The sequence below is a fragment of the Paraburkholderia sp. Ac-20347 genome, from assembly GCF_017104805.1.
GTDB lineage: Bacteria > Pseudomonadota > Gammaproteobacteria > Burkholderiales > Burkholderiaceae > Paraburkholderia > Paraburkholderia tropica.
Genome location: NZ_JAAGPN010000004.1, coordinates 35845 through 48239 on the forward strand (window position 1 = coordinate 35845; position 12395 = coordinate 48239).

Below are 12395 nucleotides of genomic sequence, written 5' to 3' on the forward strand. Positions count from 1 at the left end.
GCGCGCGCCCGCCGGACGCCGGGCGCGCGCCTGAGTGGAGACAGTTCAATGATTCCGTTCATCGCACTAACGGGCATCGACAAGCGGTTCGGCGGCATTCACGCAATCGAGAACATCGATTTCGATGTCCGCAGCGGTGAAGTCCATGCGCTCGTCGGCGAAAACGGCGCGGGCAAATCGACGCTCATGCGCGTGATCGGCGGCGGCCATCAGCCCGACGCCGGCAGCATCAGCGTGCAGGGCCGGGCGATGGTGCTGCGCAATCCTCACGCGGCGCTCGCCGAAGGCATCGCCGTGATTCATCAGGAGACGGCGCTCGCGCCCGATCTGTCCGTGGCCGAGAACGTGTTTCTCGGCGCGCTGCCCGCCGTGATCGACTGGCGCACGCTGCGCGCGAAGGCGCGCGCGCTGATCGAAAGCCTCGGCTTCGAGATCGATCCGGCGGCGCTGGTCGGTACGTTGTCGGCGGCGCAATGCCAGGTGATCGAGATCGCCAAGGCGCTGTCCGGCGAACTCAAGCTGCTCGTGCTCGACGAACCGACCGCCGCGCTCGCGCCGTCGGACGCGGACCGTCTGCTCGACATCGTGCGCTCGCTGCGTGCGCGCGGCGTGGGCATCGTCTATATCTCGCACCGGCTCGAAGAAGTGTTCGCGATTGCCGACCGCATTACCGTGCTGAAAGACGGACGTCGCGTCGATACCGTGACGCCCGCCGATATCTCGCGCGACGAACTGATCCGCAAGATGGTCGGGCGGCCGCTTTCGGTGCTGTTTCCCGAGCGCAAGGCGCAGACCGGCGCGGTCGTGCTGAAGGTGGACGGCCTGTCGCGCGGCGAGGCCGTGCGCGACGTGTCGTTCAGTTTGCGCGCGGGCGAAGTGGTCGGACTCGGCGGGCTGATCGGCTCGGGCCGCACCGAAGTCGCGCGCCTGATTTTCGGCGCGGATCGCGCGGACGCGGGCACGATCGAACTGAAAGGCAAACGCCTGAATGTGCGTACGCCGATGGCGGCCGTGCGCGCCGGTATCGGCCTTGTGCCCGAGGATCGCAAGGGCCAGGGCGCGGTGCTGTCGATGCCGATCCGCATCAACGCGACGCTGGCTTCGCTCAAGTCGGTCAGCGCGCCGGGCGGCTTTCTCGCGTTCGGACGCGAACGCGGCTACGTGGCGCAACTGATGGACGCGCTGCGCATCAAGGCGCGTTCGATGGACGCCGACGTGTCCACGCTCTCGGGCGGCAATCAGCAGAAAGTCGTGCTCGCGAAATGGTTTCATGCGGACGGCGATCTCATCATTCTCGACGAACCCACGCGCGGCGTGGACGTGGGCGCGAAGGTCGAAATCTACACGCTCATCAACCAGCTCGCGGAACGCGGCAAGGCGGTGCTCGTGATCTCGTCCGAGCATCAGGAATTGATGGGTCTGTGCGACCGCATCATGGTGATGGGCGAGGGCCGGATTCGCGGCGAATTGCAGCCGGACGACTACAGCGAGGAAGCGATTCTCGCGCTGTCGCTGCGGCGCGATCCCGGCGAGACGCATGGCGATCCGCACGGCGAGCTGCCTGACGACACACGCGATACACGCGCGAGCCAGCAAACCGGCGCGCGCGACGGCGCCACGCTCATGCACGGTTGACGCCGCCCACGCGCGTCGAAACAGACAGTCATATCAGATTGCATAGATTGGACAGATTGGAGACACCCATCATGAATCCCAGCGCCACCACTCCGAACACGCGTCATCGCCAGGCCAGCAACTGGCAGCATCTCTGGCAGACGGCGCGCCGCTTCAACACGGTCGCAATTCTCCTCGTACTGGTTGTGGCCGCATCGTTTATTTCCGACGACTTCTTTTCCGCGCCGAATCTTTCCAACATCACGCGCCAGGTCGCGGGCGTCGGCATCATGTCGGTCGGCATGCTGCTCGTGGTGCTTACGGGCGGCATCGACCTGTCGGTCGGCTCGGTGGCGGCGCTCGGCAGCGTGCTGTCGGCGATGCTGATTCCCGAGCACGGCCTCTGGTTCGCGCTGGCGGCGGCGCTCGTGACGGGCGGCCTGTGCGGGCTCGTTTCGGGCGTGCTGGTGGCGTTCTGCCGCCTCACGCCGTTCGTGGTGACGCTCGCCATGATGACCGTGGCGCGCGGCATCGCCATGATCGTCTCGAACGGCTCGCCGATTCTCGTCGACGACGCCGGCCAGGCGCTGCTCGACTTCGGCCGCCACAGCTATCTCGGCATTCCCGGCCCGACGCTGGTGATGCTGATCGTGTTCGTGGCGGGCGGCGTCGCGCTTGGCCGCATGCGCGCGGGCCGCGTGGTGCGCGCGATCGGCTCGAACGAGGAAGCGGTGCGGCTCTCCGGCGTGCCGGTCGCGCGCCATATTCTGGGCACTTACGTCTGCTCGGGCGCGCTGGCCTCGCTGGCGGGCATCATCTCGACGGCGCGCGCCAGCGTGGGCGCGCCGACCGTGGGCGTGGGCGACGAACTGACCGTGATCGCCGCCGTCGTGATCGGCGGAGCGAGCCTCGCGGGCGGCAAGGGCGGCGTGCTCAATACGCTGATGGGCGTGCTGATTCTGGGCGTGATCGGCAACATCATGAATCTCGCGAGCGTGCCGGGCTATCACCAGCAGGTCGTGATGGGCGCGATCATCGTCGCGGCGGTGCTGATGCAGCAGGGCGCGGGCTTCTGGCGGCGCTGGATCTTCCGCTAAACTCCTCTTCTGGCGCGCCGCGAACCGAACCGCGATGCACGGCGCGCCGGATTGCAGGACCCTGGCTCCGCGCCCGTACGTCAAAGAAGGAAATCTCGCGTGCCCGATTACAACATCCTCGAAGTGATTGACCGCGCCCGGCCGAATTTGCGGCGCGGCAGCCGGCAGGTCGCCGATTACATTCTGGAAAACGTTCACTCCATCGCGGAGCTGAGCCTGTCCGAACTCGCGCGCCTCGCGCAGGTGAGCGAGCCGACGGTGCTGCGTTTTTGCACGACGATCGGCTGCAACGGCTTCAAGGACTTCAAGATCCGCGCGGTGCAGAGCCTCGCGCTCGGCGCGCCCGCCACGCATTCAGTGCTGTCCGGCGCGGATACGCCCGAAACCGTGGCCACGAAGATTTTCGATTACACGATCACGAGCCTCGACTGGGCGCGCAAGAAGCTCGACTTCGAGGCGATCGGGCGCGCGGTCGATCTGCTGGCGGCGGCGTCGCGCATCGAATTTTTCGGTTTTGGCGCATCGGGCATCGTGGCGCTGGACGCGCAGCAGAAGTTTCCGCTGTTCGGTGTGCCGTGCGTGGCGCATCAGGATTCGCATCAGCAGTTCATTGCCGCTTCGATGCTCAAACCGGGCGACGCCGTGGTGGCGATTTCCAACACCGGCGCGACGCGCTCGCTCATCGAAGTCGCACGCACGGCAAAGGAGCGCGGCGCGCATGTGGTGGTGATCACCGGTTCGCACGGGCCGTTGACGCGCTATTGCGATGTGGCCGTGGTGGCGGAGACGCTTGAAAACACCGACGTCTACACGCCGACTACGTCGCGGCTGGCGGCGCTGGTGATCGTGGATATTCTGTCCACCAGCGTCGCGCTGAAAAAGGGCGAGGCCCACGCGCGCGACGTGCAGGACATGAAGCGCCATCTCGCCGATATGCGGACCTCCGGCGTGATCTGATTTTCCATGGTTGGCGATGGCTCTTTTTTGAGCGATCGTCCGGTCTTATTGCTTAGCTATCCGTACGATATGAAGATTATTGTCGCTGTGAAACGCGTGGTCGATTACAACGTGAAAGTTCGTGTGAAGTCGGACGGCACGGGCGTGGATATCGCGAACGTCAAGATGTCGATGAATCCGTTCGATGAAATCGCGGTCGAGGAAGCGGTGCGCTTGAAGGAAGCGGGTATCGCGACGGAAGTGATTGCGGTTTCTGCAGGCGTTTCGCAAGCGCAGGAGACGTTGCGCACGGCTTTGGCGATTGGTGCGGATCGTGCTGTGTTGATCGAATCGAATGAAGATTTGCAGCCGTTGGCTGTCGCGAAGCTTTTGAAAGCGCTCGTCGATAAAGAGCAGCCTTCGCTGGTGATACTCGGCAAGCAAGCCATCGACGACGATTCGAATCAGACCGGTCAGATGCTTGCCGCTTTGGCTGGCCTTCCGCAAGCGACCTTCGCTTCGAAGATTTCCGTCGCGGATGGCAAGGCAACGGTATCGCGTGAAGTCGATGGCGGCGCGGAAACCTTGGCCTTGACGCTGCCCGCTGTCGTGACCACGGACTTGCGTTTGAACGAGCCGCGCTACGTCACGCTGCCGAACATCATGAAGGCGAAGAAAAAGCCGCTCGAAACTCTGACGCCTGCCGACCTCGGAGTCGATGTCGCGCCGCGTTTGAAAACGCTGAAAGTTTCGGAACCGCCCAAGCGCAGTGCAGGCGTGAAAGTGCCTGACGTGAAAACGCTGGTCGAGAAGCTGAAGACCGAAGCCAAGGTGCTGTGAGGAGCGAATCGAAAATGACGAATCTGGTAATTGCAGAACACGACAATCAGTCGATTAAAGCCGCAACGTTGAACACGATTGCAGCGGCGCAGAAAATCGGCGGCGATGTGCATGTGCTGATCGCGGGCCATAACGCGCAAGCGGCTGCGGAAGCGGCGGCGAACATCGTCGGCGTTTCCAAGGTGCTGCTCGCCGATGCGCCGCAACTCGAACACAGTCTCGCGGAAAACGTTGAAGCGACGGTGCTTTCCTTAGCGAAGAACTACTCGCATATTCTCGCGCCCGCTACGGCAAGCGGTAAAAACGTTACGCCGCGTATTGCAGCCAAGCTCGACGTCGCGCAGATCAGCGATATCACTGCTGTCGTTAGTGCCGATACGTTCGAGCGCCCGATTTACGCTGGCAATGCGATTGCGACCGTGCAATCTCAAGATGCGATCAAGGTCATCACCGTTCGCACCACGGCATTCGACGCAGTCGCTGCAGAAGGCGGCAACGCATCGGTAGAAAAAATTGACGCGGCAGCGGATAACGGCAAAGCGCAATTCGTCAATCGCGAAGTCACCAAACTCGATCGCCCTGAATTGACTAGCGCGAAGATCATCGTGTCAGGCGGTCGTGGTCTTGGCAGCGGCGAAAACTACACCAAAGTACTCGAACCGCTCGCGGACAAACTCAACGCAGCACTCGGCGCATCGCGCGCAGCCGTCGATGCGGGCTACGTGCCGAACGACTATCAGGTCGGTCAAACCGGCAAGATCGTCGCGCCGCAGCTTTACGTCGCCATCGGTATTTCAGGCGCGATTCAACATCTCGCGGGCATGAAAGATTCGAAGGTGATCGTCGCGATCAACAAGGATGAAGAAGCGCCGATCTTCACCGTGGCCGATTACGGCATCGTCGGCGATCTGTTCAGCGTGGTGCCGGAACTCGTTGCGTTGACCTGAGCGCCAGCACGCACAATCTTTAGCGGCCCTGCTTCTCGACAGCAGGGCCGCACCGTTCGCGCGCCTACAAGGTTCGCAACATTCCCCCATCCACGAAATACGTGGACCCCACGCTGTAACTCGCGCGCTCGGAGCACAGGAACACGACGAAATCGGCCAGTTCCTCGGGCGAAGCAAAGCGCTGAATGGGTGCGTGCTCGTTCGCGACCTGCTGCAGATAGCCTTCCCAGTCACCGCCCGTTTCGCTGCTCAGTTGTTTGGCCGTCTTGATCCAGTCCGGCGTGAGCACAAGCCCCGGATTGATGGTGTTGACGCGAATATTGTCGCCGACCACTTCGTTCGCGAGCGTCTTGGAAAACATCATCAGCGCGGCTTTCGTGACGTTGTAAATGGGCTCGTAGCCCAAAGGCTGCGTGGCGCAGATCGAGGCGTTATGAAGGATCGCGCCGCCGCCCCGTTGCTTCATCAGCGGCACGAGTCCGCGCGCGAGGCGCACGGCGGCCATCACGTGCAGTTCCCAGTACGCTTGCCATTTGTCGTCGGGCGCGGTCATGATCGTTTCGTTGCTGCCCGTGCCCGCGTTATTGAACAGAATGTCCGCGCCGCCAAATGCGTTGACGGTGGCGTCGACGAGTTGCGTCACGCCTTCGACCGTTGCGATATCGCACGCAACGGCTACGGCCTGAATGCCATGCCGCTCGACGAGCGATTGCGCCGCTGTTTCCAGACGTTCGCGCTGACGCGCGGCCAGCACGAGATGGGTGCCTTCGGCGGCGAAACGGTCCGCGACCGCAAGACCAATGCCGACACTCGCGCCGGTAATGACCGCGACTTTTCCACGCAATTTCAAATCCATCGCTCGCTCCTGAATGCTGTGAATAGTGTGATGGGTGTGACTCGGCATGCCCGCGCTTTTCTATCGCACCGTGCAGAAAAGCGCACTATTGCGGCGCTTATTAAACATTATCATTTGTAATGATGTTTGAGTTCAATGACGCGTGATTTCACGTATACACCTATGTAACGATAGCAATACTATCGTTATTCTGCGCTTGCACAGTCGTCGAAAATCCGCGCCAGCATGCGTGCGGAAGGCGGGAAGTGTTGTCGTGACGATGTGAATCGCAATCCAGCCAAGCAAAACAAATAAACAGGAAAGTGCGTCATGAGACTACGAAATGTGTTGATGGCCGCGCTCGTTTGCGCAGTGTGCGCCGGTCATGCTTTTGCTGCCGACAAGCTCAAGGTCGGCATTTCCATGAAGGTGTTGAACGCACCGTATTTCTCGGCGGCCATGCAAGCCGCGAAAGCGCGCGTGGTGGAACTCGGCGGCGAGCCGATCGTCACCGACGCGCAGGGCACCATGCAGAAGCAGATCGCCGATGTCGAAGACCTCGTGACGCGCGGCGTGAAAGTGCTGATCATCGATCCGGCCGATCCCGAAGGGCTGGTGAGCGCCGTGAACGCTGCGACGGCAGCGGGCGTGAAAGTGATCGTGATGGACGCCGATCTCGATCCGAAGGCGAATTACCTCACGCTCGTGCAATCGTCGAATCGGCAAAACGGCGCGCTGGTCGGTCGCTGGGTCGTCGATACGTTCGGCGACAAGCCGCTGAAGATCGCGCTCGTGTCAGGCGACAAGGGCAATCCGGTGGGCAAGGCGCGACGCGATGGCGTGCTCGAAGGCATCGTCGAAGCGCAGCTCGAAAAGCTCGGCAAGGCGAATCTGCAGATCGTCGGGCAAGGCTGGGGCAACTGGACCGACGAAGGCGGCCTGAAGGCGATGGAAGATCTGCTGGTCGCGAACAAGGACATCAATCTCGTGCTCGGCGAAAACGACAGTATGGTACTGGGCGCGCGTCGTGCAATCGAGAGCGCGAATCGTCAGGGCATCACGCTCGTGGCGGCTGCCGACGGTCAAAAGGAAGCGCTCGCGCTCATCAAGCAGGGCAAGTATGGCGCGACGGCGCTCAACGATCCGGCGCTGATCGCGCGCACCGCTGTCGACCTCGGATTCAAGGCCGCAAATGGTCAGGCGCGGGATCTGCCGAAGATCACCTATACGCCGCCTGCGGTGATCGATCGCGGCAATATCGACAAGTTCTATAACCCGAAGGCCGTGTTCTAAAGCGGTGCTTCGATTCAACTGCAACGCAGTTTCCATCGAACTGGAGTCAAGCTTGATGTCAGTTATTCCCGCGCTGGGTCTCGGCACATTCCGCGTCGCCCCGGACATCACCACGCAATCGGTGCGCACCGCGCTCGAACTGGGCTATCGCCATATCGACACCGCGGTCCACTACGAGAATGAAGCGGCAGTGGGTGCCGGCATTCGCGAGAGCGGCGTGAATCGCGACGAGATTTGCGTGACGACCAAGGTGTGGTTCGACAGCCTGCGCCATCGCGCGGTGCTCGACAGCCTGGAAGCGAGCCGCGAGCGGCTCGGTGTCGGTGTGATCGATGTGGCGCTGGTGCATTGGCCGTCGGTCGACGGCGTACCGGTGGCCGAGACGATCGGTGCGATGCGCGAAGCCGTGGATGCGGGATTGATCCGCTATTACGGCGTGTCGAATTTCACCGGGCCGCTGCTCGACGAAGCCGTCGCGGTGCCGGGCGGCGATGCGATCGTGACGAATCAGATCGAGGTGAATCCGTTCTTCGCGAATCGCGCTGACGTGGACGCGACGCATCGGCATGGCATCAAGGTGACGGCCTATATGCCGCTGGGCGAGGGCCGCGTGCAGCGCGATCCCGTGATCGCCGCGATTGCCGAACGTCATGGCGTGGATGCGCCGCAAATCGCCTGTGCGTGGCTGCTCGCGCGCGGCATGCTGGTGATTACCGCGTCGCGCAGCGTCGAGCATCAGCGTGCGAATCTGCGTGCGCTGGATGTGCGTCTGAGCGATGACGAACTCGCACGCATCGACGCGCTCGATTGCGGCGCACGCAACGCGAATCCGCCGTTTGCGCCATGGAATCGTGCATGAGTTGCGTATGAGTCGCAGACATCGCCCTGTACGCCAAAAAATTTTCGCTTTTCAACTGGCATCTTAGATACGCAAAAAGCATGGCGTGAGGCAGGCCGAACCGGATGAATACGGTTCGGTTGTCGAATCAAGCATGCGATTCATGCAACACATAATGTTAGGTATCCGTATCAGTTGAAGCGGGCCTGGAAGAATGAGGAACCCGCTTCTCAATCCAGAGAGGAGACAGCAATTGAACAGCACGACTCGTCTGCTTGCCGCGTCGCTGGTGGCGTCGGCCATTGGCGTTGGCATTTCGTCGCCGGTATGGGCGGCATCCGACAAGACCACGCTCGTCGTCATGATTCGCGGGCTCGACAATCCGTATCACGCCGACTATGCGGCGGGCGCGAAGGCGCTCGGCAAGAAGCTGGGTTTGCCCGTCGATGTGCTGAGCAGCGAAGGCAATAGCCAGAAGCAGTTTTCCGATCTGAAGGCGGAGATTGCGAAGACCGGCGGCAATATGGTCGTCAACGTCGATCCGAACGAGGCGCCCGACGTGGTGCCGATCGCGAAGATGCTGGAAAGCGCGGGCGTTTACTGGGTGAGCTGGTGGAACAAGCCGGACGACATCAAGGTGCAGGACTATCCGCACTGGGTCGCGCATATCAGTTTCGACGCGGTGGGGCAGGGGTATTTCAATGCGAAGACCCTCTTCAAGAACATGCCGACGCCGAACAAAGGTTCGATCATCGCGATTCAGGGCATGTTGTCGAATAACGCGGCCATTGGGCGCTTCCAGGGTCTGCAAAAGGCGCTCAAGGAAACGCCTGGCGTGAAGCTCGTGCAGTGGGAAGCCGCCGATTGGGACACCAATAAGGCTTACGAAATCACCAAGCAATTGCTGGCCGCGCATCCCGATACCGCGGGCGTGTGGTCCGCCAACGACAACATGGCGCTCGGCGCGGTGGCCGCGCTCAAGGAGGCGGGCCTCGCAGGCAAGGTCAAGGTGAGCGGCACGGACGGCGTGCCCGACGCGTTCGATGCGATCAAGGACGGCACGATGTCCTCGACCGAATACGACGACGCGCGTTATCAGGCGCAACTCGGCTTGTCGATGGCGCTCGCGGCCAAACAGGGCGCGCTCGACGTGAAGGCCACGCCCGCGAAATACCGCGCGTTCCTGATTCCCGGCATCGAAGTCGATCGTTCGAACGTGGAGAAAGTCGTGAAGGACACGGTCAGCAAGATGCCGGATTACGACCTGAAAAACTTCTACGCGCGCTGGGTTGCACCGATCAAATAACACCGCGTAGCAGGTATCGAAGCAAGCTTCGGCGCGAGCGTGCGAAACCGGTGCGCTCGCGGTCGGAACCATCAGGAGGGACGGCCGTTCATGGAACCTGTGGAAAGCATGGGCGACGCGAATTTCTCGCGCCAGCCCGCACACAACGCGTGGATGCAGGGCGCGCGCCGCTGGCTGCGTCGCAGTGGCGTCGGCGCGCAACTGCTCTCGCTTGCGCTGATCGTGGCCGTGTTCGCCATCGGCACGCGCGGCGCGAGTCTCTCGTGGGACAACGTGCAGGTCGTGCTGAGTCTCGCTGCGATACCCGCGATTCTCGCCGTGGGTCTGCATCTGACCATCGTGATCGGCGGGATTGATCTTTCGCTGCAAGGCACGGTCGCGTTGTGCGCGGTTTTCGTCGGCGTGCTCAGCAAGAATCGCTACAACAATCACGATGTCGGGCTCCGGATTCTGCCGATCTGTCTCGCCATCGGCGGCGCGGCGGGCATGCTGACCGGCGTGCTGCACACGAAACTCAGAATCCCTTCGTTCATTACGACATTGGGCGTGAGTTGGGTGCTTTATGGCGTGGCCGTCTACGTGAACAAGGCGATGCTGATTACACTGCTCGATGACCGTATTCAGAATTTTATTAACGATAAGCCGCTCGGCGTTGCGAATGTCGTGCTGGTGGCGTTGGCGATTGTGATCGCTGTGCAGTTTTTCGAGGATCGCACGCGCACCGGGCGCTATCTCTACGCCATCGGCGGCGACGAAGCGCTCGCGCGTCAGGCGGGCGTGAACGTGCCGCGTATGAAAGTGGTGGCGTTCGCGATCGCCGGGTGTCTCTACGGCCTGGGCGCGCTGCTGCTCGTGAGCCGGATGGGCAGCGCCACCGCGCGCACGGGTCTCAATCTGCTGTTTCCGGTGATCACGGCGGTGGCGGTGGGCGGCGTGTCCCTCACGGGCGGTCTTGGCGGTGCGAAGAATGCGCTGCTCGGCACGCTCGTGCTCGCCGTGCTCAATAACGGCATGGTGCTGATGGCCGTGAATCCGTATGCGCAAACGGCCGTCAACGGCATCGTATTGATCGTTGCCGTGGCGCTCACGCTTGATCGCCGCAAGCTCGGCTTCATTAAATAAGGCCGCACTATGGAAACGCTTATCGAACAGGACACCGGCGTGGTGCTGGCGCTCGAAGGCATTACGCGCCGTTTTCCCGGCGTGATTGCGCTCGACGACGTTGCGCTGACTGTGCGCAGGAACGAGATCCTAGGCCTCGTCGGCGAAAACGGTGCGGGCAAGTCGGTGCTCACGAAGATCATGACCGGCATTTATCAGCCCGACGAAGGCCGCGTGATGCTCGACGGCAAAAAGGTCGTCATGAAAGGCACTGCGGATGCAATCCGAAAAGGCATTGGCGTGGTGTTTCAGGAAGGCTCGTTGATTCCAAATCTCTCGGTCACGGAGAATCTGTTTCTGTGCCACGAAGCGCGCTTTCGCCGCTTTGGTGTGCTGTCACGGCGCGAGATGGCCGCCGAGGCGCGGCGCGTGCTGGAACCGATGAACCTCGATATCGACGTGGATCTCCCGGTTGCATCGATCTCGCCCGCCGCGCGGCAGATGGTGGAAATCGCGCGCATGGTCTGGCTCTGCGAGCAATATGGCGCCTCGAATCCGATTGTGATTCTCGACGAACCGACCACCGTGCTCAACGACGGCGAGCGCGACACGCTATTCGACATTCTCAATCGCCTGAAAAGCCGCGCCTCGATGATACTCATCTCGCACCGGCTTCAGGAAGTGCTGGAGAACTGCGATCGCATTGTCGTGCTCAAGGACGGCCGCAACGTGACGGAGATGCCCACGTCCGGCCTCGATATCGCCGATGTCGAGAAGCTGCTCGTCGGTCACGATTTCGCCGGCGACCGCTTTCGCGAAAGCGAGCAGCGCGCGCCGGGCGGGAAAGTGACGTTCCGCGTCGATCAACTCGCGAAGCAGGGGGAGTTTGCGCCGCTGAGTTTCGAGGTGCGCGAAGGCGAGATCGTCAGCCTCGTCGGACTCGTCGGCTCGGGGAAAGAGGCGTTGTGCCGCTGCATCGCCGGATTGGAGCGCTACGACGCAGGCACGCTCACGATCGAAGGCAAGACGCCCGTGAACGGTTCGTCGCGATCGGCCGTGCTGCATGGCGTGGGACATGTGCCCATCGAGCGGCGCGAAGAAGGGCTCGCGCTGAACATGAGCGTGGCCGACAACATCAACTATCTCGTGCTCGACAAGCTCAAGGTGGGCGGCATGATCAGCACGCGCAGAGAGCACGAACACGCAAAGCAATGGGTCACGGAATGCCTCGTCAAGACGCCTTCGATTCATGCGGCCTGTTCGGGATTGAGCGGCGGCAATCAGCAGAAAATCATTCTGTCGAAATGGCTCAGTTCGGATGTGCGTCTGCTGATTCTCGATCACCCGACGCGTGGTATCGACATCAAAGCCAAGGACGAGGTTTATCGGCTCATTCGCAAATTCGCGAATGCGGGCATTGCCATGATCATCATGTGCGACACGCTGGAGGAGGATATCGGGCTGGCCAATCGTCTGCTGATCATGCGCGAGCGGCGTTTGATCGGCGAACTGGAGGCGTCGGCGCATGCCAAGCCGACGCCGCAGGATCTGATCAAGCTGATCGTCTGAACGAAGCTCTCGACAAGGA

General features: G+C 61.8%; 11 protein-coding genes. 10 read left to right on the forward strand and 1 reads right to left on the reverse strand.

The annotated features are described in order from the left end of the window. The first annotated feature begins 48 nt into the window (after positions 1–48). The 5 genes from G3N97_RS01690 to G3N97_RS01710 all read left to right on the forward strand — a co-directional run bounded on the left by G3N97_RS01690 (position 49) and on the right by G3N97_RS01710 (position 5434). Complete coding sequence (locus G3N97_RS01690) at positions 49–1635, forward strand: sugar ABC transporter ATP-binding protein (RefSeq protein WP_241030305.1); 1587 nt, start codon at positions 49–51, stop codon at positions 1633–1635. A gap of 71 nt (positions 1636–1706) precedes the next feature. Next, entirely contained in the window at positions 1707–2711 is a 1005-nt protein-coding gene (locus tag G3N97_RS01695) for an ABC transporter permease (protein WP_205991605.1), read from the forward strand. A gap of 99 nt (positions 2712–2810) precedes the next feature. Then, on the forward strand, positions 2811–3668 hold the full coding sequence (locus G3N97_RS01700) for a MurR/RpiR family transcriptional regulator (RefSeq protein ID WP_080180813.1): 858 nt from the start codon (positions 2811–2813) through the stop codon (positions 3666–3668). Between the two features lie 69 nt (positions 3669–3737). After that, positions 3738–4487 (forward strand): electron transfer flavoprotein subunit beta/FixA family protein, encoded by a 750-nt coding sequence (locus tag G3N97_RS01705; protein WP_205991644.1) that lies wholly within the window; start codon positions 3738–3740, stop codon positions 4485–4487. Positions 4488–4501: 14 nt separating this feature from the next. Beyond that, complete coding sequence (locus tag G3N97_RS01710; protein WP_205991606.1) at positions 4502–5434, forward strand: FAD-binding protein; 933 nt, start codon at positions 4502–4504, stop codon at positions 5432–5434. Between the two features lie 64 nt (positions 5435–5498). On the opposite strand, the gene G3N97_RS01715 is transcribed toward G3N97_RS01710, so the two are convergent. Next, entirely contained in the window at positions 5499–6290 is a 792-nt protein-coding gene (locus tag G3N97_RS01715; RefSeq protein ID WP_205991607.1) for an SDR family oxidoreductase, read from the reverse strand. Between the two features lie 309 nt (positions 6291–6599). Between G3N97_RS01715 and G3N97_RS01720 the strand changes: the two genes are divergently transcribed. From G3N97_RS01720 to G3N97_RS01740, 5 genes are all read left to right on the forward strand, one after another. After that, positions 6600–7562 (forward strand): substrate-binding domain-containing protein, encoded by a 963-nt coding sequence (locus G3N97_RS01720; protein ID WP_205991608.1) that lies wholly within the window; start codon positions 6600–6602, stop codon positions 7560–7562. 55 nt (positions 7563–7617) lie between these two features. Further along, a complete protein-coding gene (locus G3N97_RS01725) occupies positions 7618–8421 on the forward strand; it encodes an aldo/keto reductase (RefSeq protein WP_241030306.1) in 804 nt (267 codons plus the stop codon). Positions 8422–8653: 232 nt separating this feature from the next. Beyond that, positions 8654–9706: a sugar ABC transporter substrate-binding protein gene (locus tag G3N97_RS01730; RefSeq protein ID WP_065059826.1), complete on the forward strand. Its 1053-nt coding sequence runs from the start codon at positions 8654–8656 to the stop codon at positions 9704–9706. Positions 9707–9796: 90 nt separating this feature from the next. Beyond that, a complete protein-coding gene (locus G3N97_RS01735; protein WP_205991610.1) occupies positions 9797–10828 on the forward strand; it encodes an ABC transporter permease in 1032 nt (343 codons plus the stop codon). A 9-nt stretch (positions 10829–10837) separates the two neighbouring features. After that, positions 10838–12376 carry a sugar ABC transporter ATP-binding protein gene (locus G3N97_RS01740; RefSeq protein ID WP_205991611.1) on the forward strand — a complete coding sequence of 513 codons (1539 nt, stop codon included), beginning with the start codon at positions 10838–10840 and terminating at the stop codon, positions 12374–12376. The last annotated feature ends 19 nt before the right edge of the window (positions 12377–12395 follow it).

Excerpts from the sequence above, each read along its gene's own strand:
- G3N97_RS01735 (WP_205991610.1), top strand. The coding sequence starts at position 9,797 with ATGGAACCTGTGGAAAGCATGGGCGACGCGAATTTCTCGCGCCAGCCC.
- G3N97_RS01715 (WP_205991607.1), bottom strand. The coding sequence starts at position 6,290 with ATGGATTTGAAATTGCGTGGAAAAGTCGCGGTCATTACCGGCGCGAGT.
- G3N97_RS01695 (WP_205991605.1), top strand. The coding sequence starts at position 1,707 with ATGAATCCCAGCGCCACCACTCCGAACACGCGTCATCGCCAGGCCAGC.
- G3N97_RS01690 (WP_241030305.1), top strand. The coding sequence starts at position 49 with ATGATTCCGTTCATCGCACTAACGGGCATCGACAAGCGGTTCGGCGGC.
- G3N97_RS01705 (WP_205991644.1), top strand. The coding sequence starts at position 3,738 with ATGAAGATTATTGTCGCTGTGAAACGCGTGGTCGATTACAACGTGAAA.
- G3N97_RS01710 (WP_205991606.1), top strand. The coding sequence starts at position 4,502 with ATGACGAATCTGGTAATTGCAGAACACGACAATCAGTCGATTAAAGCC.
- G3N97_RS01740 (WP_205991611.1), top strand. The coding sequence starts at position 10,838 with ATGGAAACGCTTATCGAACAGGACACCGGCGTGGTGCTGGCGCTCGAA.
- G3N97_RS01725 (WP_241030306.1), top strand. The coding sequence starts at position 7,618 with ATGTCAGTTATTCCCGCGCTGGGTCTCGGCACATTCCGCGTCGCCCCG.
- G3N97_RS01720 (WP_205991608.1), top strand. The coding sequence starts at position 6,600 with ATGAGACTACGAAATGTGTTGATGGCCGCGCTCGTTTGCGCAGTGTGC.